General features: G+C 66.2%; 21 protein-coding genes and 2 riboswitches. Of the genes, 11 read left to right on the forward strand and 10 right to left on the reverse strand.

Annotated elements, in window-relative coordinates:
• Positions 1–8: 8 nt before the first annotated feature.
• The 4 genes from AC6H0W_RS00120 to AC6H0W_RS00135 are packed head-to-tail and all read right to left on the reverse strand — an operon-like array spanning position 9 to position 5,035.
• Positions 9–1,112, reverse strand: a complete 1,104-nt coding sequence (locus tag AC6H0W_RS00120; RefSeq protein WP_497575074.1) for a DUF1513 domain-containing protein — start codon at positions 1,110–1,112, stop codon at positions 9–11.
• Complete coding sequence (locus AC6H0W_RS00125) at positions 1,112–2,221, reverse strand: imelysin family protein (protein WP_497575075.1); 1,110 nt, start codon at positions 2,219–2,221, stop codon at positions 1,112–1,114. Before AC6H0W_RS00125 ends, AC6H0W_RS00120 begins: the two co-directional genes overlap by 1 nt.
• A 7-nt stretch (positions 2,222–2,228) precedes the next feature.
• Entirely contained in the window at positions 2,229–3,719 is a 1,491-nt protein-coding gene (locus AC6H0W_RS00130; RefSeq protein WP_497575076.1) for a di-heme oxidoreductase family protein, read from the reverse strand.
• Between the two features lie 44 nt (positions 3,720–3,763).
• On the reverse strand, positions 3,764–5,035 hold the full coding sequence (locus AC6H0W_RS00135) for an imelysin family protein (protein WP_497575077.1): 1,272 nt from the start codon (positions 5,033–5,035) through the stop codon (positions 3,764–3,766).
• Between the two features lie 168 nt (positions 5,036–5,203).
• Between AC6H0W_RS00135 and AC6H0W_RS00140 the strand changes: the two genes are divergently transcribed.
• Positions 5,204–6,403: an MFS transporter gene (locus tag AC6H0W_RS00140; protein WP_497575078.1), complete on the forward strand. Its 1,200-nt coding sequence runs from the start codon at positions 5,204–5,206 to the stop codon at positions 6,401–6,403.
• Between the two features lie 27 nt (positions 6,404–6,430).
• On the opposite strand, the gene AC6H0W_RS00145 is transcribed toward AC6H0W_RS00140, so the two are convergent.
• Positions 6,431–7,774 carry a carbonic anhydrase gene (locus AC6H0W_RS00145; RefSeq protein WP_497575079.1) on the reverse strand — a complete coding sequence of 448 codons (1,344 nt, stop codon included), beginning with the start codon at positions 7,772–7,774 and terminating at the stop codon, positions 6,431–6,433.
• A 124-nt stretch (positions 7,775–7,898) separates the two neighbouring features.
• Positions 7,899–8,071, forward strand: a riboswitch (yybP-ykoY riboswitch).
• Positions 8,072–8,116: 45 nt separating this feature from the next.
• Here AC6H0W_RS00145 and AC6H0W_RS00150 point away from each other — a divergent pair.
• Positions 8,117–8,707: a TMEM165/GDT1 family protein gene (locus AC6H0W_RS00150; RefSeq protein ID WP_497575080.1), complete on the forward strand. Its 591-nt coding sequence runs from the start codon at positions 8,117–8,119 to the stop codon at positions 8,705–8,707.
• Between the two features lie 60 nt (positions 8,708–8,767).
• A riboswitch (TPP riboswitch) is annotated at positions 8,768–8,869 on the forward strand.
• A 56-nt stretch (positions 8,870–8,925) separates the two neighbouring features.
• Positions 8,926–9,759, forward strand: a complete 834-nt coding sequence (gene thiD, locus AC6H0W_RS00155) for a bifunctional hydroxymethylpyrimidine kinase/phosphomethylpyrimidine kinase (protein ID WP_497575081.1) — start codon at positions 8,926–8,928, stop codon at positions 9,757–9,759.
• 71 nt (positions 9,760–9,830) lie between these two features.
• On the opposite strand, the gene AC6H0W_RS00160 is transcribed toward thiD, so the two are convergent.
• A complete protein-coding gene (locus AC6H0W_RS00160) occupies positions 9,831–10,562 on the reverse strand; it encodes a S1 family peptidase (RefSeq protein ID WP_497575082.1) in 732 nt (243 codons plus the stop codon).
• Positions 10,563–10,629: 67 nt separating this feature from the next.
• Entirely contained in the window at positions 10,630–12,429 is a 1,800-nt protein-coding gene (locus AC6H0W_RS00165) for an SLC13 family permease (RefSeq protein ID WP_497575083.1), read from the reverse strand.
• Positions 12,430–12,613: 184 nt separating this feature from the next.
• Here AC6H0W_RS00165 and AC6H0W_RS00170 point away from each other — a divergent pair, with 184 nt between their 5' ends.
• The 3 genes from AC6H0W_RS00170 to AC6H0W_RS00180 are packed head-to-tail and all read left to right on the forward strand — an operon-like array spanning position 12,614 to position 13,978.
• Positions 12,614–13,135: a DUF2478 domain-containing protein gene (locus tag AC6H0W_RS00170; RefSeq protein WP_497575084.1), complete on the forward strand. Its 522-nt coding sequence runs from the start codon at positions 12,614–12,616 to the stop codon at positions 13,133–13,135.
• A 7-nt stretch (positions 13,136–13,142) separates the two neighbouring features.
• Complete coding sequence (locus AC6H0W_RS00175) at positions 13,143–13,397, forward strand: YkgJ family cysteine cluster protein (RefSeq protein ID WP_497575085.1); 255 nt, start codon at positions 13,143–13,145, stop codon at positions 13,395–13,397.
• A complete protein-coding gene (locus tag AC6H0W_RS00180; RefSeq protein WP_497575086.1) occupies positions 13,397–13,978 on the forward strand; it encodes a YqiA/YcfP family alpha/beta fold hydrolase in 582 nt (193 codons plus the stop codon). The genes AC6H0W_RS00175 and AC6H0W_RS00180 overlap by 1 nt, the downstream gene beginning before the upstream one ends.
• Positions 13,979–13,982: 4 nt before the next feature.
• Here AC6H0W_RS00180 and AC6H0W_RS00185 read toward each other — a convergent pair whose 3' ends face one another.
• On the reverse strand, positions 13,983–14,621 hold the full coding sequence (locus AC6H0W_RS00185; protein WP_497575087.1) for a Z-ring associated ZapG family protein: 639 nt from the start codon (positions 14,619–14,621) through the stop codon (positions 13,983–13,985).
• A 61-nt stretch (positions 14,622–14,682) separates the two neighbouring features.
• The gene (locus AC6H0W_RS00190) at positions 14,683–15,204 is read right to left on the reverse strand and encodes a DsrE family protein (RefSeq protein ID WP_497575088.1); all 522 of its coding nucleotides are present in this window, start codon (positions 15,202–15,204) and stop codon (positions 14,683–14,685) included.
• A gap of 164 nt (positions 15,205–15,368) precedes the next feature.
• Here AC6H0W_RS00190 and AC6H0W_RS00195 point away from each other — a divergent pair, with 164 nt between their 5' ends.
• From AC6H0W_RS00195 to mgtE, 5 genes are all read left to right on the forward strand, one after another.
• A complete protein-coding gene (locus AC6H0W_RS00195; protein WP_497575089.1) occupies positions 15,369–17,282 on the forward strand; it encodes a ribonuclease catalytic domain-containing protein in 1,914 nt (637 codons plus the stop codon).
• Positions 17,283–17,289: 7 nt separating this feature from the next.
• Positions 17,290–18,363 (forward strand): energy transducer TonB, encoded by a 1,074-nt coding sequence (locus tag AC6H0W_RS00200; protein WP_497575090.1) that lies wholly within the window; start codon positions 17,290–17,292, stop codon positions 18,361–18,363.
• A gap of 2 nt (positions 18,364–18,365) precedes the next feature.
• Positions 18,366–19,199, forward strand: coding sequence for a shikimate dehydrogenase (aroE, locus tag AC6H0W_RS00205; RefSeq protein WP_497575091.1), 834 nt, complete (start codon positions 18,366–18,368; stop codon positions 19,197–19,199).
• Positions 19,196–19,891, forward strand: coding sequence for a monofunctional biosynthetic peptidoglycan transglycosylase (mtgA, locus tag AC6H0W_RS00210; protein ID WP_497575092.1), 696 nt, complete (start codon positions 19,196–19,198; stop codon positions 19,889–19,891). Before aroE ends, mtgA begins: the two co-directional genes overlap by 4 nt.
• 91 nt (positions 19,892–19,982) lie before the next feature.
• Complete coding sequence (gene mgtE / locus AC6H0W_RS00215; protein ID WP_497575093.1) at positions 19,983–21,428, forward strand: magnesium transporter; 1,446 nt, start codon at positions 19,983–19,985, stop codon at positions 21,426–21,428.
• A gap of 21 nt (positions 21,429–21,449) precedes the next feature.
• Here the strand turns inward: mgtE and hemL are convergent, their stop codons facing one another.
• Entirely contained in the window at positions 21,450–22,736 is a 1,287-nt protein-coding gene (hemL, locus tag AC6H0W_RS00220) for a glutamate-1-semialdehyde 2,1-aminomutase (RefSeq protein ID WP_497575094.1), read from the reverse strand.
• Positions 22,737–22,749 lie beyond the last annotated feature (13 nt).

The raw sequence follows: 22,749 nt of genomic DNA on the forward strand, positions 1-22,749 counted from the left end.
CGTCTCGCTCAGGCGCCCGGCAGATCGAGCAGGTGATTGTCCCAGCGCGCTGCATCCAGTAAGGCTTCGCCCGTCATGCGGGTGGCGACACCCTCGCTCACGCGGCGCATGCCGCCCAGCCCGCTGCCCACCACGAAGCCGCCGCTCCCGTCGCTGCCCAGCGCACAGCCATCCGCCACGTCCACCAACGCTACCGGCCTATCGGCCTCCACGTCGTGAAACAGCGCCACACCGCCGCGCGGGCTGGTCAGGCCGAGGATGCGGCCCGAGCCGTCGAAGGCCACGCTGCCGACATAGTTCGCCAGCCGTGACTGCAAGGCCAGCTCCAGCGGCTGCAGCGCCTTGCCGGGGCGCAGCAAGGCCACCAGCGGCACGTCATCGGCGCGCGGGCCTTCGTACTGGATGCCCACGGCGATGGTGCCGCCGTGGCCGGCAGCCATGTGGCGCAAGCCCAGCCGCTGCAGCTCCGGCGCCAGGCGGTGAACGGCCTCCAGCCGGCCATCGCGCGCATCCATCAAGGCCAGCGAAGAGTTCATGCTGTCCGGGTTGAGCACCACGCCGGGCGCATCGGGGTGCGTCAGCAGCCCCCCATTTGCTATGGTCAGCGTGTCGCCGATGGCCAGCAACTGATGCGGATCATGCCCGCCGGAGGGAAACTCGCCGACGCGCGCATAGCCCGCAGCCGGGTCGTACACGCCGATCAGGCCGTTGCCGATCTCGGGCGGGTCGTCGGCCACCAGCGTTTCGGTGGCGAACATCAGCCCACGCGCGAAGACGGCATGGCCGTTGAAGAAGCGCTGCGGCGCGGCGGCCACGCGATGGCGCAGCACACCGCTGCGCGCGTCCACCACCAGCAGGTAGTCACCTGGCCGGCGCGACACCACGACGATTTCGCTGCGTGCAGGCGAATACGCCGCGCCGTGTGCGCGCGCAGGCAGGGGGATGTCGAAACGCAGCTCGCCATCGGCGTCGAAGCGCAGCGCGTGCGCGCGCCCTTCAGCGTCGAGCCGCGCACCGATCCAGCCGTGCGAGCCAGCGGCGGCGAAGGCCTGCGGCCAGACACCGACGGCCAGAGCCGCCAGCGATGCGCCGAGGAAGTCGCGACGCCGCATCAATCGCCGTCCATCGAATTGAAACCCAGCGGAATGCCCAGCGCGACGGTGAGGCGCTGGGCCAGCAGCGTCTTGAGTGCAGCAGCCTCACGTGCCAGCTTGGCGACTTTCTTGCGCTCGACCGCGTCACTCACCGCCTCTTCGAGCGGCATCGCAATGCTGTCGGCCGTGGCGCGCGTTTGCTTGAAGGCACGGCGCAGCAGATCGTCAAGCGCGACGTCACCGGCCACTTCGCGCACCATCTGCGAGAAGCCCCCATCCTTCCCTGCCTCGCCCAGATACAGGGCTTCGGCCGAGGCCAGATTCACACGGATGTTGTCGAGCGAGCGCTTGCTGCGCCACGACTCGGCCAACTGCGGCCGGGCGGCCTGGGGCGAATCGCCCAGCGGACGCATCAGCTTGTGCTCGGCGACGAGCTCCATCAGGCCATGCAGGCTCTTGAACAGCGCCTGCGTGACTTCGCTGTCGTTCTGGTAGTGCGAAGTGCCCTCGGCCACCGTCGCCACCACCTCGCGATAGGGCTTGTCGCCCGCGCTCCAGTCGTGCGAGATGTCGGCCGCCATGGTCGCCACGTTTGCTGCCACGGCCTGCAGCACGCCGCAGCGGTATGCATCGCTGGCGGGCTCGGCGGCGTCGGTGAGCAGACGTTCGATCACCGGAAAGCCCTGCACGCCGATGCTCAGGCGCGCGACACGCTCGGGCGTCAGCACGCTCTCGTCGCGCGCGGCCAGTACCTCGTCAAGTTGCCGACTCACGGTATTGCGCGGATCAGGCCAGAACTGCATGCGCATGCTGCGCATGAACAGCTCGCTCGGGCCGAAACGCAGGTGCTGCACGCCCTGCCACGCATCGAAGGCCTGCGCCCAGGCCGCGCGCAACGGCTCGACGCCTTCGGCCCCCGGCGCGCGGCAGTAGCGCGTGACGCTCTCTTCAAAGCGCGCCGTGGTAGCCGCTAGGGTGGCGTAACGCGGCAGCACGTATCCATCGACCACGTTCAGGTTGAGCGTGCGGTAATCGGCCGCCGCAGGCTCTGCAGCATGGGCACCCAGGCAGGCGCCCACCGTCACGGCAGCCAGCGCAAGTTGAGCGAGACGAGTCGTCGATTTCATGTTTGCCTCACAGGGAATTGAGGAAGGTGAGCAGCGCTTCGCGCTCGGCGCGGGGCATGGCCACCACGCGGTCGCGCGCGGCCTGCGCTTCGCCGCCGTGCCACAGGATGGCTTCCAGCGCGTTGCGGGCACGGCCGTCGTGCAGCAGGAAGGTGTGGCCGCTGACCGTTTCGGTCAGGCCCAGCCCCCACAGCGGCGCCGTGCGCCATTCGCGACCGCTGGCATCGCCTTCGGGGCGGTGGTCAGCCAGCCCTTCGCCCATGTCGTGCAGCAGCAGGTCGGAGTACGGCCAGATCAACTGGAAGGATTGCTCGGGCTCGATCGAGTCGCGCTGGGTGACGAACTTAGGCTGATGGCACGACACGCAGCCGCTCTCGTAAAACGCCTTCTTGCCGGCCAACACATCGGGCGCATCGACATCGCGGCGCGCCGGCACGCCAAGGTTGCGCGAGTAGAACACCGTCAGGTCGAACATCTGGCGGGTGACTTCCACGCCCTCGTCGGGGTGCAGACCGTGCGGTGCTTCGCGGCAGGCCGTCTGGGCTGCGGTGCAATCCCCCCACGGCGAATTGACCAGATGCGAAGAGATGCCGATGTCGCCGGCGAAGGCGTGCGCGCTCTGGTCGGCAATGCCGGCCTTGCCGGCCTTCCAGCCAAAGCGGCCGAGCGCCACACGGCCAAGCTCATCGCTCCACACGAAGTTGGGGCGGCCGGAAATGCCGTCGCCGTTGGCGTCGTCCGGGTCGGCATTGGCCAGAATCGCGGCCTCGGGAATAGCCTCCAGCAAACCCATGCCGATCATCGGCGGCGCCACGCGCGGCGACAGCATCGCCTCGGGATGCATCGGACCGTAGTTGAGGTCAGTGGCGCGGTAGCTGGGTTTGCGCAGATGCACCACTTCACCGTCGGCAAGCGTCACGGCCACTTCGTCGTACTCGATGGCCATGCGCCCCTCGGCCGGCACACCCTGCACGGAGAAATTCTGCAGTTGGCCGCCGTAAGTCGGCTCGGGGATGACGGCCTTGCGGCGGCTCTCCAGCGCGGCGCGATCGGCGTCGGTCTGCGGCGGAATCGACAGGCGCAGGAACATCGACACGGCGGCCTCGTCACCCTGCGGCGGTGCGCCGCGCCCGTCCTTCACGTGGCATGACTGACAGGAACGGGCGTTGAACAACGGCCCGAGGCCGTTGGACGACTGAGTGGAACTAGGCGCCGACACCCACAGCTTGCGGAAGATGCCATCGCCGATGCGGAAGTCGAGCTGCCGCTCGAAGCTCATGTTGCCCGAGGGGTGCGAAAAGCTGCTGGTATTGATGATCCCGGAAACGGTTGCAGCGCCGGCAGGATTGCGCTCGAAGGCTTCGGCGCTGGAAAAGTCGGTGGTGGGCGCCGTGACGCGCGCGATGCGCGCCGCCTCTTGCGGGTCCACGGCGGTTGGGGAAGCCTGCAGGGCACAGGCAACGAATACGGCTACAAACGGCAGGGTATGGAGTTTCATGCGTGCGAACGAAAACGGGCGCGACTTGCGCGCCCGTGAATGGATTACTGGAATACGGCTTCCGGGTCGTCGAGGCTGTCGGAGCCCTCGAAGGCGATCGGCTGCAAACCCAGCGTCGCAACCACACGCTCGATGCTGCGTGTTTGCTCGGTCAGCGCGTCGATGGCGGCTTGCACCACGGCGTTGCCCTCGGCATTGCCCTCACCGATCATCTGGTCATAGGCCTCGACCGTTTCTGCGCGTTTCTTCATGGCTTGCATCGCGGCATACGTGGCGTCGAGGCGCGCCTTCAATTCCTCGGCCAAGGCCTTGTCTTTCGCTGCCACCAGGTCCGCCAGCGCCGGCCCCTTGAGTTGGCTGCCATTGATGCGCTTGTAGTTGCCGAAGTACATCGCACGCATGCCGACGACGTTGTAGTAGTGCGCGTTGTGGGTGTTGTCGGAGAAGCAGTCGTGCTCCTCTTCCGGGTCGTGCAGCATCAGGCCGAGCTTCATGCGCTCGCCCGCCAGCTCCCCGTACGACAGGCTGCCGAAACCGGTCAGCATGGCAGCCAGCGCCTTGTCGACGCCGCCTTCACTCAGCGCGCTGCGCGCTTCGCCCTTGGCACCCCACTGCGCGGCCATCCACTCAAGGTCGTCGATGAGCAGTTGGGTGGCGACCTCCAGATAACGCGCACGGCGGTCGCAGTTGCCGTTGGTGCACTGCTTGCCCTGAGCGAAGTCGGTCCACGGCCGATCTCCGGCGCCCGGCCCGGTGCCGTTCAGATCTTGGCCCCACAGCAGAAACTCGATGGCGTGATAACCGGTGGCCACGTTGGCCTCGACGCCGCCGATCTCGTGCAGATCTTCGCTCAGCAGTTCGGCAGTGATCTCGCTGGCGTCGATCACATCTGCGCCGAAGCGGATCTGCTTGTTGCCGATGACGTTGGCGATGTACAGGGGGTTTTCGTCCGATGCCGTGCCGTACGAAGCATCGACGTAGTCGATCAGACCTTCGTCGAGCGGCCAGGCATTCACGCTGCCTTCCCAGTCGTCCACGATGGGGTTGCCGAAGCGGAACACTTCGGTCTGCTGATACGGCTCACGTGCCGTGATCCACGCCTTGCGCGCCGCAGCCAGGCTCTTCTCGCTCGGCTTGGCAGTCAGTTGCTTCACGGCCTTCTGCAGGCTCTGCGCACTGGTCAGGGCGTCGGAGTACATGGCCTGAGCGGTGTCGGCGTAGTGGCTGACCACCGCCTCGCGCGTGTCGGCGGCCAATGCGGGGGTCATGCACAACAGCGCGGCGGCAAAGACGCCACCTGAAAGTCGGAGCTTCATCGGATGGGGATCTCCCTGAAAAAGCACCGCAGGCAGCACGGCGCGTCTGAAATGAGCGCGGATATTATCACACTAGTGATACGCATTCTCATTACGATGCGCGTTTGCACAAACCTCCGCTCAGAACACGCGCGCTAAAATGCCTCGTCCCCTTCAGGCGTAGCCCTCGTGCCCCCCTCCTCCCCCCCTTCGCCCAGCAGTGACGGCCCGTTGTGGGCGCCCGTGGCCATGCTTGGCACGACGCAGATCATCGCCTGGGGCACGCTCACCTATGGCATCGCAGTGCTCGCGCCCTCCATTTCGACCGAGCTCGACATGAGCACCGGCATGGTGTTCGGCGCGTTCTCGCTGGGGCTGGGCTTTTCCGGCCTGGCCGCTCCGACGGTCGGCCGTGCCATCGACCGCATCGGTGGTGGCAAGGTGATGGCGGGCGGCTCGGTGCTGGCTGCGCTGGCCATGGCGCTGGTGGCGCTGGCGGATGGGCCGCTGCTGTTTTTCCTGGGCTGGATCATTGCCGGCCTGGCAATGTCCGCCAACTTGTACGACGCTTCATTCGCCGCTCTTTCGCAGTTCGCCGGCACGCGTTATCGCCAGGCGCTTACAGCCTTGACGCTGATGGGCGGGCTGGCCAGCACGGTATTCTGGCCGCTGGCCTGGTGGATCGAGGGGATTGCCGGCTGGCGTGCAGCGTTCTGGGTGTTCGCGGCCTTGCACCTTGTGGTGTGCCTGCCGCTGCACTGGCTTCTGCCCAAACCGAGGCCACTGCCCACTCCCGCAGCCACTGCAGCGCCGTCGGCCGAGGCCAGCGCTGCCCAGCGCACACAGCTGCTGTGGCTGGCGACGGCGTTCACCCTGGCAGCCTTCGTGGTGTCGGGCATGGCGGCGCACGTGGTGGGCGCGCTGCGCGCAAGCGGGCTGGAGGCGGCAACGGCCATCGCCGCTGCTTCGATGATCGGCCCGATGCAGGTGGTCGGCCGTATTCTGGAATTCAGCTTCGCGCGCGAGCTGCCAGCGGTGCGCGTGGGGCTGGCTTCATTGGTGGTGATGCTGCTCGCCATGCTGCTGCTGAGCCTGGCCGGCGCGGCTCCCATGCTGGCCTTTGCCTGCGCATGCGTCTATGGCCTTGCCAATGGCGTGTTGAGCATCGTGCGCGGCACCGTGCCCGCGGAGCTGTTCGGGCGCGCCACCTACGGCAGCCTGATGGGCCGGCTGGCCCAACCGGCATTCTTCGCCAAAGCCGTGGCACCACTGGCAGTGGCTTTGCTGATCGGCGCAAACGAGGCCTATGGTCGCATGGCTTGGTTGTTCATGCTGTTGATGGCCGCGGCCATCGCGGCCTATCTGATGGCCACCACAAAGCGCCGTTGAAACGGCACCCGAGCCACACACTGCCGCTCAGCGCGACTCCAGCACGCGGCGGTCGAAGCCGTCCTGCAGCGGACGGGCGCTGGGCGGATGCAGACGCGAAATCACGCCAAGCTGCTCCCACGAAACCTCCATCGGCTGCTTCATCACCACGCGCAGCACGCCCTCGGTGCACGGCGGTGAAGTCAGCGAACCCGAATACATGAAATGCGCCGGGTCAGCCGGTAACAAGGGGCGCAGGTCGATGCTGAAATCCGGCCCGTACTGAGCGCCGCGCTCCAGCGGCAGCGCCGACAGCAATGTGGTGAGCACCGGATTGGGCGCCGTGCCGGCTCGGAACTGGACCGACACCACGGCCATGCGTCCGTCGGCCGAACGGTGATGCAGATCCACCGACAGGTCGTGCACAACGCCATCCACACGCTCTTGCCCGGGGCGATGCACCTCGACGTAAATCAGCTCGTAACGCTCGCCGCGGATACGTGCCCCCAGCCCCGCTCCGGTCTGGACGCGCAGCAACCGACCGGTGTCGATGACGCGGAACAACGTCGGCGCATAGTCGAACTCGACCGGCTCGAGTTGCACCACCAACCCCGACTGCAGCTCGATCGGCGACTGGCGCTTGCCCTCCCTGCACACCGCCCAGTCCGGCCGCATCAGCCCCCACTGCTGGGGGCCGTACAGGTCACCGTAATCCCAATCCGGCAGCGGATGGCGCGGGGCAACCCGGGGGGAGCTGGACGGCGCTGGAGGCGCTGCAGGTTGAGGAGGCGCGGGCGGGGGCACAGCCGCGGCAGGCGGCACGACGGCCGGCGCTGCAGGCGCGGAAACGCCTGGCTCGGGCGCGGCGGGTGCCGGGCCGGCAACCGGCACCGGAGCGGCCGTTGCAACGGTCACCGGCTTCGCAGACGGCAATGTTTCGAGTGCGGCGGCGATGCGGTCGGCCTCGCCGGCCAGCGACACCAGATCGCTGCTGGACGGCGGCCGGCAGATCTCCCGCCACAGCCGATCATCCACCCCACCGCGAGCCACCGGACGCATGGTCTGATCACGCACCTCTTCCTCGCGCAGCACCACATTGCGCTCGTCGATGTAACGACGACGCACCGTGAGGAAGCCCCGATTCAGGCAATCAAAGCGGTTCAGCGCCAGCACCGCGGTGTAGCCGGCACGTTCGGCTTCCTCGGGCGCCATCACCATGCGCGCCCAGGCGATCTTGGTGCCCGCATCCGACGGAATCACGCTTGCCCGGTCCACCTGGATCTCCCGACTGCCGTCGCGCGAGATCGTCACCCAGTCGTCGTCGACGGCTGAGGCAGCAAGCGGCAAAGCCAGCGCTAACGCCGCAAAGGCACGGCCGAGGCAAGAGTGCATGTCGATTCGTCGGTGAATGAATTGGGTACCCGAGTGCTACAACGGCGCGAAGCGCGCATTTCTTTAACGCAACGCATGGATTCGAAAGATTCCGTGCGCACGAATTCATTCCTCGGATAGAATTCGCACCGTCATCGGGGAGTAGCCGCTTCCGCCCCGGCGGAAGGGACGCGTCAACATACTTGTCCATCGGACATGGCGCATTCAGCCCGAGGTGTCGCCTCCGCAGTTTTCAACTACTGCGAGCGCCCTCCAGCCTGGCAAGACCGCTGACCGACGCACTCCGCTGTTCGGGCCGGGAGCGCGCCGGTCATCGGTTAACGCTACGGCCCGGAGGACATCATGAATTTCCCTGACTTTCCGTTCGAAGCCTTTCTCGTTTCCACCGGCATCGTTGCGCTGGCCGAAATCGGCGACAAAACCCAACTGCTCGCCTTCATGCTCGCCGCTCGCTACCGGCGTGCCGCGCCCATCGTGCTCGGCATCTTCGTGGCGACGATCGCCAACCATGCCTTCGCGGGTGCCGTCGGCACCTGGCTCACCAGCGTCATCGGGCCGGACACGCTGCGCTGGATCCTCGGCATCGGCTTCATCGCGATGGCCATCTGGACGCTGATCCCCGACAAGCTCGACGACGCAGACGTGCAGGTCAAAAGCGGCCTCGGCATCTTCGGCACCACCCTGATCGCCTTCTTCCTCGCCGAAATGGGCGACAAGACGCAGGTCGCCACGGTTGCCCTCGCCGCGCAATACGAAGCTTTCGTGGCGGTCGTGGTGGGCACCACGCTGGGCATGATGATCGCCAACGTGCCCGCCGTACTGATCGGCGACCGACTGGCGCACCGCATGCCGACACGCCTGGTGCATGGCATAGCCGCCTGTCTTTTCGCGGTACTCGGCGTGATCGCACTGTCCGGCGTGTGGAGCAGCTGAGCTTCGCCGCGCAGCGGGCCGCCTGCGGTTGTCACGACGGGGCGGCTGCGCTAACCTGCGCAGCTTCGTTGGGGGTGCCCGCCGTCGCTGCGGCAGGCTGAGAAAATACCCTTGGAACCTGACCCGGTTAGCACCGGCGTAGGAAAACGCTCCATGCGCACCTGCACCTGTCGGCCCGGCAGCACCCCACAGACTGTCTCTAACCGGGGAGCGCGCTCATGAGCCGCAGCATTCCGAACGTAGTCAGCATCGCCGGCGTCGACCCCAGTGGTGGCGCCGGCGTGCTGGCCGACCTCAAGGCTTTCTCGGCGCTGGGCGCCTATGGCTGCGGCGTCATCGCCGCCTTGACCGCGCAGAACACGCAGGCCGTCACCGGCGTGCACACGCCGCCCGTCGACTTCCTCAAACTGCAGATCGACACGCTGTTTGCCGATGTCGCCATCCATGCCGTCAAGATCGGCATGCTCGGCACCGCCGACATCGTGCGCACCGTGGCCGACCGTCTGGAGCAGCACAAGGCGCCGTTCGTGGTGTGCGACCCGGTCATGGTGGCCAAGAGCGGCGACCACCTGCTGGCGCGCGAAGCCGTGGCGATGCTGCGCGAGGCACTGATGCCGCAGAGCTTCATGATCACGCCCAACCTACCCGAAGCCGGCGTGCTGCTCGAATGCAGTGAGCCCGATTCGTTGAAGAGCATGTATCGCGCCGCAGAACGCCTGCGCGACATGCTGCCGACTTCGTCCGAGCGCTGGGTGCTGCTCAAGGGTGGCCACCTGCCCGGCGGCGATCTGACCGATCTGCTGTTCAACGGCGACCGCATGATCGAACTGCAGGCGCAGCGCATCGAAACCAAGAATACGCATGGCACCGGCTGCACGCTGTCTTCCGCGATTGCCGCACTGCTGCCGCAGTCGGCTGACACCCTCGCGCCGGTGGAGAGCGCCGTGCGCGTGGCACGCGACTACCTGCTGCGCGGCATTGCCGCATCCGGCCAGCTCACGGTGGGCAGCGGACACGGCCCGGTGCATCACTTCCACGCATTGTGGCGCTGAGCACCCGAACCTGAGAGCACACTTGAAACGGGCTGCCTTGCGCAGCCCGTTTTGCTTCAGACACCGCCCTCTCAGGACGCCGTAAGCGCCATCACCACATCGGCGTACCACGCACAGTTGAGGCCCAGCGCCTCATCCAGCTCGGTGTCGCGCGAGCCCACATCGAGGCGTGCCGAGTGCACACCCAGCAACCGCCACGGCAGGCTTTGGCCCGCAGCGTCGGCATCCGGCTTGCGCATCACCACCGGCGCGCCGCTGGCGCCGCGGTGGGTGCGCGCATCGGTCAGGAAATAACCCTCACCCTGAAAGCGCAGGCCGAACGACGAGGCGATGCCGGCATGGCGCACCACGGGCAAGTGATGCAACGTGTCGTGGAAACCCAGCGGAAAACCCACCACCAGCACCGACGAGCCGACCTCGACGCGATCTTCGGGCTGCCACAGGTGCTCCGGCCCGAAGGCTTCCAGCACGGCGCTGGGCGGCAAGGCCGGGCGTTCGATCTCGATGACGGCCACGTCGATCTCGCCGGCCTCGTCCTCACCCTGGCGCCACAACGATGCGCCGTCCCGGTACAGCGGAATCGAGTATTGAACGGAATCCGCGACGTTGTCGGCATCCACATGAACTTCGATCTCGATGCGATCCGGCGCGTGCCCGCTCGGCCCGTCGAAGAACACGTGCCGGCTCGACACCAGAAACAAGCGCCCGTCGCGCTCGAAGAAAAAGCCGGTGGCGTTGGTCAGCGTAGTTGCACCGTTGAAGGTGAGGATGCGCGCGACGCTGAGCAGTATGGAATCGATCATGCGGGATGTTCTCCTGAAAGCCGGGCTCTTCGAACAATGCCCACAGCCGCTCTCCGGCTGGCCCCGATCACACCGGCTGCAGCGGCCAGAACACGGGAATCAGCACGCTGGCCAGCACCCACACGACGAGGTTCATGGGAATGCCGATGCGCGCGAAATCGGTGAAGCGGTAGTTGCCGGCGTTGTACACCAGCGTGTTGGTCTGATAGCCGATCGGCGTGGCGAAGCTGGCACTCGCCGCAAACATCACCCCGACCACGAACGGACGCGGATCGACGCCGAGTTGCTGCGCCACGCCGATGACGACCGGAGTGAACAGTACCGCGACGGCGTTGTTGCTGACGAATTCCGTGGCAATCGAAGTCAGCAGAATCACCAGCGCCAGCATCATCCACGGATTCATGCCGTCGCCTGCCCACACCAGACCGCTCGCCATCAGGTCCGCCAGACCCGATTCACGCATGGCGATCGACAAGGCCAGCATGCCGAAGATCAGCACGATGATGGGCCACTCGATGGCCTTCCAGGCCTCGTCCGAGCGAATGCAGCCGGTGGCGATCACCACCGCCGCACCGATCATCGCCAGGCCTTCGATGGGCATCACGTTGAAGGCCGCCAGCAGCATCACGCCGACGATGGTCGCCAGCGCGATGGGGGCCTTGGCCTGACGGTTGGCCGGCGCCTTGCCGTCGGTGATGGCGAACAGATCGCCGTTGTCGCAGAAGCGCTTGATTTGCGCCGGCGTGCCTTCGACCAGCAGCACATCGCCGAACTGCAGTTGGAAGTCGTCACCGATGTCTTCGATGGAGGCGTCCTTGCGGTGCACGGCAATCAGGTGAATGCCGTAACGCGCCGCCAGATCGAGATCGCGGATCGGGCGCTGCACATAGCGCGAAGTCGAGCCCACGATGGCCTCGACCATCACCACGCCACGGCGGCGCAAGGTCTCCAGATCGTGTTCGCCGCCGCCTGCCGACTGCAGCCCGACCAGATCGGTGCTGCGCAGGTCCATCATGCCCTTGCTGCGGCTGTGCACCACCAACCGGTCGCCGGTTACCAGCAACATGCCGGGCGAAGGCGCGGAGTATTCGTCGTCCCCGCGGAACAACGTCAGCACCTTGATGGTGCCGTTGGACAGGCGCGCGTCCTTGAGCGTGCGCCCGGCCAGCCGCGAGCCTTCGGGCACGAACAGCTCGGTCATGAACAGGCGATCACCACTACCGGTGAATTGCTGCGTCAGCGTCTCGCGCGAAGGCAGCAGCCGCGGCGCAAAGAAGTACATGAAGATGCAGCCCACCAGGGCCAGCACGATGGCCGGCGCACTGATCTCGAACATGTGGAAGGGCTCGAGCCCCATGTTGCGCGCCACGCCGTCGACCAGGATGTTGGTCGAGGTGCCCACCATGGTGATCAGCCCGCCCAGAATCGTCGCGTAGGACAGCGGGATCAGCAGGCGCGAGGGCGCGATGCCACGCCGCGCACAGATGGCGATGACGGCAGGAATCATCACCATCACCACCGGGGTGTTGTTGATGAACGGCGACACCAGCACGCCGACACCCAGCATGGCCAGCAGCAGACGCCGCTCGCTGTTGCCGGCCAGCGCGGCGAGCCAGTCGCCCAGACGGTCCACACAGCCGGTGCGCGACAAGGCTCCGCTGATGATGAACAGACAGGCGATCGTCACCGGCGCACTGTTGCCGAACACCCCCAACACCTGCCCCGGCTGCAGCAACCCCAGCGCCAGCAGCAGCGCCACCGCGCACATCACCGCCACTTCCGGCTTGAGCCATTCGCGCACGAACGCGACGAACAGTGCGATCAGGACGAAACCGACAAAAGCAGCGTGCAAGGATTCGGGCAGCATGAGGCGCCTGCAAGGCGAGTGTTGGGCAGGATTGGCACGGTACCCGCAGCGCCTCAGCTTTCAAAAGAATTTGATATTCAGTTTTTATGCTTTAAACGACATATGAAAGAAACCCCACTCACAAGCAGTCGCGCGCACTGCGCTGCAGTGCGACAATCCTCACATCCGACGCCCACACACGGCCATGAACGAAACCCCTGCCCCGCTCGCTGCCATTCTGTACACACCAGAAGACGCGCTGGAAGACCTGATGCTGGAGGTGGCACACGCCCTCGCTCAGCAAGGCGTGAAGCTCGGTGGCGTGCTGCAGCATGATGTGGGCATGGCCATCGACGACCCGTGCGGCATGGAACTCGAGAACCTCAGCGATGGACAACGCTTTTCGCTGTCGCAAGCGCTTGGCAAGGGCTCGGAGGCGTGCCGGCTCGACCCGGCCTCGCTGGCGCACGCCGCAGTAGCCATCCGCCGCGCCGTCGATGAAGGCGCCGAGCTCATCTGCGTGAACAAGTTCGGCGCGCAGGAAGCGCTCGGCAGCGGTTTGCGTGAAGAAATCGGCCTGGTGGTGGCCGCCGGGATTCCGCTGCTCACCGCGGTGGGCGAACGCTTCATGCCGGAGTGGCAGGAGTTTTGCGGCGGCTACGGTGAATTGCTGCCGCCCGAGCGTGAGGCCATTCTGGCGTGGTGGGCACGCGTCAGCGCAGCCTGAACCGGGCATGGAGTGCCGACCCGGCTGCGCCGCCTGCTGCACGGCGCCCTCGATTTCCAGCCCCATCCCCGGCATGCCGCACGGCAAGCCGGCCGGCATCGCCTGCGTTCAACTCGATGAAGAACTGCGCTGTCGCATCTTCGGCCAGCCCGAGCGCCCGGCCTGCTGCAGCGGGCTCTCGCCGTCGCCCGAAATGTGTGGCGAGCAACGCGAATACGCCATGACCTGGCTGACCCGTCTCGAATCCTTGACCCGACCCTGATGATCATCTACCTGCACGGCTTCCGCTCCGCCCCCGCCTCGCACAAGGCGCAAGCACTCAAGCGACGCATGGAACAGCGCGGCCTCGGCCACGCCTTCTGGTGCCAGCAATTGCCACATGTACCGGCCCACGCCATCGCGCTGATCGAGCGCGCCATTATGGAGGCGCCCGAGCACACGCCCGGCATCGCGCCCACGCTGGTCGGCAGCTCTCTAGGGGGCTACTACGCCACCTTCATGGCCGAACGCCACGGGCTGCGTGCCGTGGTGGTGAACCCGGCGGTGGTCGCGCCGCTGGATCTGGCGCCGTGGACGGGCGTGCAGACCAATCTGTATTCAGGGGAAAGTTTTGACTTCACGATGGAGCACGTCGATCAGTTGCGCGCCATCGACACCACGACGCTGAGCGATCCGACACGCTACTGGCTGCTGGCAGAGACCGGCGACGAGGTGCTGGATTACCGCCATGCAGTGGCGAAATACCGCGGCGGCCGCCAGACCGTGCTGGAAGGCGGCGACCACGGCTTTTCACGCTGGAACGACTATCTCGACGAAATCATCGAGTTCGCCGGACTGAACTGAACGCTCAGCCCTTGCGCACCGGCTCGGCCGGTGGAACTTCAACGTCGGATGGAGCATCAGCAGCTTCCGGCAACGCATGCTCCGCCGGCTCACGGCGCTCGGCGTCCATTGCCGCAGCCGCCTCGGCATCGGCCTGCACCGGATCGACCTTCTGCGCTTCGCGCTCTTCGGATTCGGCCATGTCGGCCGGCGCCACCGGGCCGGACTCAGGCTCCTTGAGGAAAGCCTCCGCCTCGGACTCGGGCTGGGACTCGGGCACTTCATCGGGCACTGCCGTGGCAACGAAGTCTGCCGGCTCCGGGGTTTCCGCGACCACGGTGGCGGCCGGCGGACCATCGAGCAGCAGCGTGGCGACACGCTCGCGGAAGAGGTCGCGTGAAGATTGATCGGACAGACGCTCGTAGCCAGTCGACAAGTGCTCGAACAAGGATTTGTACGACCCCGCCATCGACATGAAAAGGGTGGCGGTCTTGTCGAAGTGGGCATCCACTTCCTGCTTGTAGCTGGAGATCTCGGCATCCTTGCGCGCCAGTTCGTGCTCGGTTTCACGCAACTTCTGCTGCATGCCCTTGGTGCTCACACGCCCGAAGAAAAATCCCAGCAGCGCAGCGGTGATGACCGCAACGATGATCAGTGCCCACATGGCTTGTCCAGACATACTCTTCCCTTTTTACTTGAAAACCTGACAATCGACGGGCCGGCCGTCACTCGATCTTGATGTAGGCAAAACCCTCTTTCTGCTGCAGCTCGGCAATGCGCACCACGCCCGACTTCACCATCGTCACGCCCTCATAGAGCTTGTCCTCGGCCAGTCCGATCTGCGCGCGGGTGATGTCGCACAGCTCCAGCCTCACGCCCTGCACACTGTTCAGCGCCTTGAGGCGGCTGGCGTTGTTCTCGCGCCGTTCGGCCATCTCGGCATCTTCCTCGAACGGCGTACCGGCCAACTTGTCGTCCGTCACGAAGCGGATGCCATGCGCCACGAAAACGATGCGCACGTCGTAATCGACGAGTTCGTTCTGATAATGCGTCACCATGTTGTTGATGCTCGTGAGCATCGCGCTGAAGCGCCGCGGGTCGGAAAAATCGGCGTGATAAACCACTTTGGGCTCATCGTCGGCATGCGCCGGCTGGGCCAGCAAGGTCAGCGCCAGCAACATGCCGGCAAACACCACGAACAGGCTGCGTTGCAAGGGGGTCGCGGAAACGGGGCGACAGGCGGGCATGGGCTTCTCCTGAACGAATCGACGGTGTTTTGCGGCGCGGGTTCCCGCAGCAGGCTGGGTGGGCGGCAATACGCAGTATACGTGCGCAAATACGGGGCTGGCGCGCCGGGCGGACGGCAACGACCCTGCTAAACTAGCACGCTCATTTCCTCTCGGCGACCCGGATGTTTGTCCTTTTCGAAGACAGCGGCGCGTTCAAGGCAGGCACGATCCTGACCGACAACGACGCCTCCCTGCAGATTGAAACCACCCACGGCAAGCGGCTCAAACTGAAGAGCTCGCACGTGTTGATGCGCTTTCGTGAGCCGGCTCCGGGCGAGCTGATGGAACGTGCCGAGCGCGATGCCGAAGCGCTGGAAACCGATTTTCTGTGGGAAGTCTGCGGCGACGATGAATTCGATTTCGCCACCTTCGCGGCCGAGTATTACGGCCACACGCCGTCCGCGGTGGAGTCCGCCGCGCTGCTGCTGCGCCTGCATTCGTCGCCCATCCACTTTCACCGCAAGGGCCGTGGCCGCTTCCGCAAGGCACCACCGGACATCCTGCAAGCCGCGCTGGCCGGGCTGGAGAAAAAGCGCCTGCAGGCCGAAGCCATCGAGCGCATGCGCGCCGAGCTGGTCGCCGGCACGCTGCCGGCCGAGCTGCAGGGCATGGTCGAGCAAGTGCTGTATCGCCCGGACCGCAACCGCTCCGAGGTAAAAGCACTGGAGGCCGCCTGCGTCGACACCGGCCTTTCGGCGCCACGCCTGCTGCTCAAATGCGGTGCGCTGCGCTCGAGCTACGACTTCCACTACAAGCGCTTCCTGTTCGAGAACTTCCCCGAAGGCGAAGCCTTCCCGGAGTTCGAACTGCCCGATGTCGATCTGGCCGAGCTGCCGCTGGCCCAGGTGGCCGCCTTCTCCATCGACGACGCCACCACCACCGAGATCGACGACGCCTTCTCGGTCACGCCGCGTGACGGCGGCGGCTGGCGCATCGGCATCCACATCGCCGCGCCGGGCCTGGGCTTCGAGCGCGGCTCGGCGCTTGACGCGATTGCGCGGCGGCGCCTGTCGACGGTGTACATGCCGGGCAACAAGATCACCATGCTGCCCGACGCCGTGGTCGAGCGCTTTACGCTGGCCGCCGGCCGCGAGTGCCCGGCGGTTTCGCTGTATCTCGACGTCAGCCCGGCGCTGGCCGTCACCGCCTTCGAAAGCAAGGTCGAACGCATTCCGGTGGCGGCCAACCTGCGCCACCACGACATCGAGCCGTTCTTCAACGAAACCACGCTGGCTCAGGAGAACGTGCCCGACTTCCCGTGGAAGCGCGAACTGGTGCTGCTGTGGGAGTTGGCCACGGTGCTGGAAGCTGGCCGCGGCAAGCCCAGCGCCAATTCGGATCAGGTCGACTACAGCTTCTTCGTGGACTGGACGCTCGACACCGCCGACGGCCCCGGCCGCGTCACCATCAGCGATCGCAAGCGCGGCTCACCGATGGACAAGCTCGTGGCCGAGCTGATGATTCACGCTAACGCCACCTGGGGCAAGATGCTCGACCAAGCCGGCGTGCCCGGCCTGTATCGCGTGCAGAACGGCGGCAAGGTGCGCATGAGCACGCACGCCGAGCCGCACGACGCGCTGGGTGTGGATTGCTACGCATGGTCCAGCTCGCCGCTGCGCCGCTACGTCGACCTCGTGAACCAGTGGCAGATCATGGCGGTGATCCGCTCCGAAACGCCCACCTTCGCGCCGCGCTCGACCGAATTGATGGCGGCCATGCGCGACTTCGAGTTGACGTATTCGGCCTACGCCGAATTCCAGCGCATGATGGAGCGTTACTGGTGCCTGCGCTGGCTGCGTCAGCGCGAAGAGCCCGACATCACCGCCCGCGTGCTGCGCGACAATGTGGTGCGCATCGACCACACACCGATGGTCGTCAAGGTGCCCTCCATGCCACTGCAGATGCCGGGCGCGCAGGTGCGTCTGGCGCTCGAAGGCAGCGACCTGGTCGACCTGGAGCTGGACGCCCGCCACCTCGAAACGCTGTCCGAGCCGGACCCCGAGGAAGTGGGCGAGGCTCTTTTCGAAGGCAACTGATCCGTCCATGACGCTCCTGGCCCGTGTCCCGCTGCTCTCGCGCTCGCGCGCGAACACCCGCGACCACGGGGCCGGCCTGCCTCTGCCCATCGCGCTGCTCATTTCGCTGCTGCTGCATGTCGTCGCGCTGAGCATCCACTTCTCGAAGCCCGCGACGCCGCCACAACGCCAACAAGCGCAGCAACTTGAAGTCGTGCTGGTAAACGCCAAACGCGAGCGAGCGCCCGACACGGCCGACGTCCTCGCACAGGCCAACCTCGACGGCGGCGGCACCAGCTCCGAAGAGGCACGCCCCTCGACCCCCACGCCACCGCGCCAGCAAGACGCACCCGGCGACGCGCTGGCCGATGCACAAAGCGCAGCCCCGGCGCCGGCCGCGGCATCCGACCTGCCCGAAAGCACGGCCCCGGAATCCGCCGCCGCCCCGGCGACACCGTCGGAGCCGACACCCGTGCTGACAAACCCGGATCGCCCTGCACGTGCACCCGCAACCGCCGAAACACCGCAACCGGAAACCAGATCCGAGCCTCCGTCCGCGACCAAACCGGCCACGGCCCCGGCGCCCAAGCCGGCACCAAAGTCCCCGCCCGCCCCGACGCCGCAACCCGAGGCCGCCCCCAAGCCCGCGCCGCGCTCGCTGTCCGGCCTTGATCTGCAGGATTCGGTGGCTGCCATCGCGCGCCTCGAAGCACAGATCGACCGGCGCCTGGACGAGTTCTCGAAGCGCCCGCGCAAGGTTCAGATCGGAGCGCGCGCGCGCGAGCACCGCTTTGCCCAGTACGCCGAAGACTGGCGTCAGAAGGTCGAACGCATCGGCACGCTCAACTACCCGGAAGCTGCGCGCGGCCAGACCTACGGCACACTGGTGCTGACCGTGGCGATTCGCGCCGATGGCACGGTGGAGCGTGTCGAGGTGGACCGCTCCTCGGGTCACGACGTGCTCGACAAGGCGGCCGTCAACATCGTGCGCATGGCCGCGCCTTACGCCCCGTTCCCACCCGACATCCGCGCCGACACCGATATCATCGAGATCACCCGCACCTGGTCCTTCACCAACTCCAACCAGCTGAGAACACGCTGACCATGGACCGCTACGCAGTCATCGGCAACCCGATTGCCCACAGCAAATCACCGCAGATTCACGCCGCATTCGCGGCCCAAACCGGCCAGCGCCTGAGTTACGAGGCGCTGCTCGGCCCGCTCGACGGCTTCGTTGCCACGGTCGAAGCCTTCGCCCGCAATGGCGGCCGTGGCCTGAACGTGACCGTGCCCTTCAAACTCGAAGCGCACGCGCTGGCCCGCACGCTGTCGCCGCGTGCCGAGGCCGCCGGTGCGGTCAACACACTGCGCTTCGACGCCGAAGGCATCTACGGCGACAACACCGACGGCGCCGGGCTGGTGCGCGACCTGATGCACAACCTGGGCCACCCGCTGACCGGCACACGCGTGCTGCTGCTGGGTGCGGGCGGTGCGGCGCGTGGCGCCGTCCTGCCACTGCTCGCCGAGCAGCCGGGCGCGCTGGTAATCGCCAACCGCACCGTGTCGCGCGCGACGGAACTGGTCGAGCGCTTCACGGCACACGCCGGCGACACGGCCTTGTCGGGCTGCGGCTTCAGCGACCTTGCCGGCCAAAGCTTCGATCTGGTCATCAACGCCACCGCTTCCAGCCTGTCCGACCAGGCGCCGGAACTGCCAGCCGGCGTGTACTCACCGCAATCGCTGGCCTACGACATGATGTACGGCCGCGGCGACACGGCGTTTCTCGCCGCCGCACGATTGGCCGGCGCCGCACGATTGGCCGACGGACTCGGCATGCTGGTCGAGCAGGCCGCTGAAAGCTTCCTGCTGTGGCGCGGCGTTCGCCCACTCACCGCACCGGTGCTGGCTGCCCTGCGCAGCCAGCTCGACGCGCGATGAAACGCAGCCTGCGCCGCGTGGCGCTCGCCTTCGGGGCCATCCTGCTCGCGCTGCTGCTGATACAGGCGTGGTTCTTTGCGCAGGTGTTGTGGTGGCGCACCAACGACCCGGACACGACCAGCTTCATGCGTATCCGCCTTGCCGAACTGCGCGAGCAGAATCCGCGCGCCACGCTCGACCACCGCTGGGTTCCCTACCGCGGCATCTCGACGCATCTCAAACGCGCCGTGGTGGCCGCCGAAGACGACCGCTTCATGGAGCACTACGGCTTCGATTGGACCGGCATCCAGCGCGCCATCGAGCGCAATCGCTCGCGCGGCACCCGCGCCTCGGGCGGCTCGACCATCACGCAACAACTGGCCAAGAACCTCTTCCTGTCGCCCAAGCGCAGCTACGTGCGCAAAGTGCAGGAAGCCATCATCACGGTGATGATCGAAACCACCTGGAGCAAGCAGCGCATTCTCGAGGTGTATCTCAACACCGTCGAATGGGGCGACGGCGTCTTCGGCGCCGAGGCCGCCGCGCGCGCGCATTACGGCATATCGGCCGATCGCCTGGGCCCGGTCGAGGCCACTCAAATGGCCGTGATGCTGCCCAACCCGCGGCGCTATGCCGATGCCTTCGGCCCGCGGCTGGCCTCGCACGCCGAAAGCGTGCGCAGGCGCATGATCTACACCCGCGTTCCCGACTGAGCGCACGCGAGACCCGCAACATTCTGCGGTCGCTTCGCAACGCACAAGTCCGTAAAATCGCGCCTGCAGCCACGCACGCGCCGAGAGCCTCATGTCCGCTGAAGAGCAGCAGCACTACCCTGATGACGTCCAGCAGCATCTGCGCGCGGTGCAGGAGCTGCTCGCGCGCCATCGGCTGGTCGAAAATCTGGTGCACCGCCAGGACATGGCTCGGCAGGACATCGTCGAAGGGCTGATCCACCGCCAGCATCTGGGCGAGTTGCAGGATCTGCTCGAGGGCATGCACCCTGCCGACATCGCTTACATCCTCGAGGCGCTGCCGCTCGAAGACCGCCTGTTCGTGTGGAACCTGGTCAAGGCCGAGCGCGACGGCGAGATCCTGCTGGAAGTCTCCGATGCGGTGCGCGAGTCGCTCATCGAGACGATGGACTCCGACGAGCTCAAGGCCGCGGCCGAAAGCCTCGATGCCGACGAGCTTGCCGACCTCGCACCGGACCTGCCACCGGAAATCATCCAGGACGTCTATCAGTCGCTCGACACCGAAGGCCGCGAGCAACTGCGCGCGGCCATGTCCTACCCCGAGGACACCGTCGGCGCGCTGATGGACTTCGACATGGTGACGGTGCGCGAAGACGTCTCGCTCGAAGTGGTGCTGCGCTACCTGCGCCGCTTCGAAGAGCTTCCCGACCACACCGACAAGCTCTTCGTGGTGGATCGCGACGAGCACCTGCGCGGCATCCTGACCCTCGAGAACCTGCTCATCCACGACCCGGAAATGGAAGTCTCGGAGGTCATGGGCACCGAGCCGGTGATCAGCTTCGTTCCGGAAGATGACGCTGGCGAGGCGGCCCAGGCCTTCGAGCGTTACGACCTGGTTTCGGCGCCGGTGGTGGATTCCGAAAAGCGCGTCATCGGCCGCCTCACCGTGGCCGACGTGGTGGACTACATCCGCGAAGAGAGCGAGCAGGAAATCCTCAGCAACGCGGGTCTGCGCGAAGAAGAAGACATCTTCGCCTCGGTGTGGGATTCGGTGAAGAACCGCTGGGCCTGGCTGGCCATCAACATGGTCACCGCCATCGTCGCCTCACGCGTCATCGGCATGTTCGAAGGCTCGATCGAAAAGCTCGTGGCATTGGCCGCGCTGATGCCCATCGTCGCCGGCATCGGCGGCAACTCGGGCAACCAGACCATCACCATGATCGTGCGCGCCATCGCCATGGGTCAGGTCGAGCAGAGCGCCATGCGCCGCCTGCTGCGCAAGGAAATGGGCGTGGCGCTGTTCAATGGCGTGGTATGGGGCGGCTTTCTCGGCGTGATGGCCTGGTGGCTGTACGAGAGCTGGCAGCTCGGCGTGGTCATGACCTCTGCCATGACGCTGAACCTGCTGCTCGCCGCCAGTGCCGGCGTGCTGATTCCGATGATCCGCATGCGCCTGGGCAAAGACCCTGCGCTGGGCGGTTCGGTGATGGTCACCGGCCTGACCGACTCCGGTGGCTTCCTGATCTTCCTCGGGCTGGCGACGATCTTCCTGTTGTGAGCGGCGCCAGCCGCTGCAGCTTCAGCCCGCCATCTGCTCGAACACGCGGGCAGCCTGCCCCAGCGTGGCGTCGATGTCCTCATCGCTGTGGGCGATCGACACAAAGCCAGCCTCGAATGCCGACGGCGCAAAGTAATGGCCGGCGTCGAGCATGGCATGGAAGAAGCGGTTGAACGCTTCCTTGTCGCACGCCATGACTTCAGCGAACGAGGCCGGCACCGCGTCGGCAAAATACACGCCGAACATGCCGCCCACACCATCGGCAGAGAAACGCAGACCGACGCGATTAGCCGCCGCCTGCAAGCCCGTGACGAGACGATTGGTGCGCGCTTCGAGGCGCTCGTAAAAACCCGGCTCACCAAGAATCTTCAGCGAGGCCAAGCCGGCTGCCACCGCCACCGGGCTGCCCGACAGCGTGCCGGCCTGATAGACACTGCCCAGCGGGGCAATGCACTGCATGATGTCGCGCCGCCCGCCGAACGCGCCCACCGGCATGCCACCACCGATGACCTTGCCCAACGTGGTGATGTCCGGCGTCACGCCGGTAAGGCCCTGCACACCCTGGGGGCCTACGCGAAAGCCCGTCATCACCTCGTCGAAGATCAACACGGCGCCGTACTGCGTGCACAGCTCGCGCAGGCCTTCGAGAAAACCGGGGCGCGGTTTGATCAGGTTCATGTTGCCGGCGAACGGCTCGACGATGATCGCGGCGATTTCGTCGGCGCGCGCCTTGAACACTTCCTCCACCTGATCGAGATCGTTGTAGTCGAGCACGATGGTGTGCTTGGCGAAATCGGCCGGCACGCCCCCCGAAGACGGGTTGCCGAAGGTCAGCAGACCCGAACCGGCTTTCACCAACAGGCTGTCGGCGTGGCCGTGGTAACACCCTTCGAACTTGATGATGGCGTCGCGCCCGGTGAAACCGCGGGCCAGACGGATCGCGCTCATCGTGGCTTCCGTGCCCGAGCTGACCAGCCGCACCATCTCCACCGACGGCAAGCGCTCGCAGATGGCCTCGGCCATCTCGATCTCGCCCTCGGTCGGCGCACCGAACGACAAACCATTCAGGGCGGCTTCACGCACCGCTTCGACGATGGCCGGATGGGCGTGGCCGGCAATCGCCGGCCCCCACGAGCCCACGTAATCGATGTAGGCCTTGCCGTCGGCATCCCACACTTTCGAGCCTTCTGCGCGGGCGATGAAACGCGGCGTGCCGCCGACCGACTTGAAGGCCCGCACGGGTGAATTGACGCCGCCGGGGATGGTGCGCTGGGCGCGCTCGAACAGGTTTTCGTTTTGCTTGGTCATGGCTCTCGCAGAA

It is taken from the genome of Pseudazoarcus sp. NS20 (assembly GCF_059703745.1).

What these genes read in the sequence shown, in the direction of transcription:
- AC6H0W_RS00180 (WP_497575086.1), top strand. Translation starts at nt 13,397, where the DNA reads ATGATCATCTACCTGCACGGCTTCCGCTCCGCCCCCGCCTCGCACAAG.
- AC6H0W_RS00185 (WP_497575087.1), bottom strand. Translation starts at nt 14,621, where the DNA reads ATGTGGGCACTGATCATCGTTGCGGTCATCACCGCTGCGCTGCTGGGA.
- thiD (WP_497575081.1), top strand. Translation starts at nt 8,926, where the DNA reads ATGAGCCGCAGCATTCCGAACGTAGTCAGCATCGCCGGCGTCGACCCC.
- AC6H0W_RS00160 (WP_497575082.1), bottom strand. Translation starts at nt 10,562, where the DNA reads ATGATCGATTCCATACTGCTCAGCGTCGCGCGCATCCTCACCTTCAAC.
- AC6H0W_RS00120 (WP_497575074.1), bottom strand. Translation starts at nt 1,112, where the DNA reads ATGCGGCGTCGCGACTTCCTCGGCGCATCGCTGGCGGCTCTGGCCGTC.
- AC6H0W_RS00175 (WP_497575085.1), top strand. Translation starts at nt 13,143, where the DNA reads ATGGAGTGCCGACCCGGCTGCGCCGCCTGCTGCACGGCGCCCTCGATT.
- AC6H0W_RS00150 (WP_497575080.1), top strand. Translation starts at nt 8,117, where the DNA reads ATGAATTTCCCTGACTTTCCGTTCGAAGCCTTTCTCGTTTCCACCGGC.
- AC6H0W_RS00130 (WP_497575076.1), bottom strand. Translation starts at nt 3,719, where the DNA reads ATGAAACTCCATACCCTGCCGTTTGTAGCCGTATTCGTTGCCTGTGCC.
- mgtE (WP_497575093.1), top strand. Translation starts at nt 19,983, where the DNA reads ATGTCCGCTGAAGAGCAGCAGCACTACCCTGATGACGTCCAGCAGCAT.
- aroE (WP_497575091.1), top strand. Translation starts at nt 18,366, where the DNA reads ATGGACCGCTACGCAGTCATCGGCAACCCGATTGCCCACAGCAAATCA.
- AC6H0W_RS00125 (WP_497575075.1), bottom strand. Translation starts at nt 2,221, where the DNA reads ATGAAATCGACGACTCGTCTCGCTCAACTTGCGCTGGCTGCCGTGACG.
- AC6H0W_RS00200 (WP_497575090.1), top strand. Translation starts at nt 17,290, where the DNA reads ATGACGCTCCTGGCCCGTGTCCCGCTGCTCTCGCGCTCGCGCGCGAAC.
- AC6H0W_RS00145 (WP_497575079.1), bottom strand. Translation starts at nt 7,774, where the DNA reads ATGCACTCTTGCCTCGGCCGTGCCTTTGCGGCGTTAGCGCTGGCTTTG.
- mtgA (WP_497575092.1), top strand. Translation starts at nt 19,196, where the DNA reads ATGAAACGCAGCCTGCGCCGCGTGGCGCTCGCCTTCGGGGCCATCCTG.
- AC6H0W_RS00195 (WP_497575089.1), top strand. Translation starts at nt 15,369, where the DNA reads ATGTTTGTCCTTTTCGAAGACAGCGGCGCGTTCAAGGCAGGCACGATC.
- hemL (WP_497575094.1), bottom strand. Translation starts at nt 22,736, where the DNA reads ATGACCAAGCAAAACGAAAACCTGTTCGAGCGCGCCCAGCGCACCATC.
- AC6H0W_RS00165 (WP_497575083.1), bottom strand. Translation starts at nt 12,429, where the DNA reads ATGCTGCCCGAATCCTTGCACGCTGCTTTTGTCGGTTTCGTCCTGATC.
- AC6H0W_RS00190 (WP_497575088.1), bottom strand. Translation starts at nt 15,204, where the DNA reads ATGCCCGCCTGTCGCCCCGTTTCCGCGACCCCCTTGCAACGCAGCCTG.
- AC6H0W_RS00170 (WP_497575084.1), top strand. Translation starts at nt 12,614, where the DNA reads ATGAACGAAACCCCTGCCCCGCTCGCTGCCATTCTGTACACACCAGAA.
- AC6H0W_RS00135 (WP_497575077.1), bottom strand. Translation starts at nt 5,035, where the DNA reads ATGAAGCTCCGACTTTCAGGTGGCGTCTTTGCCGCCGCGCTGTTGTGC.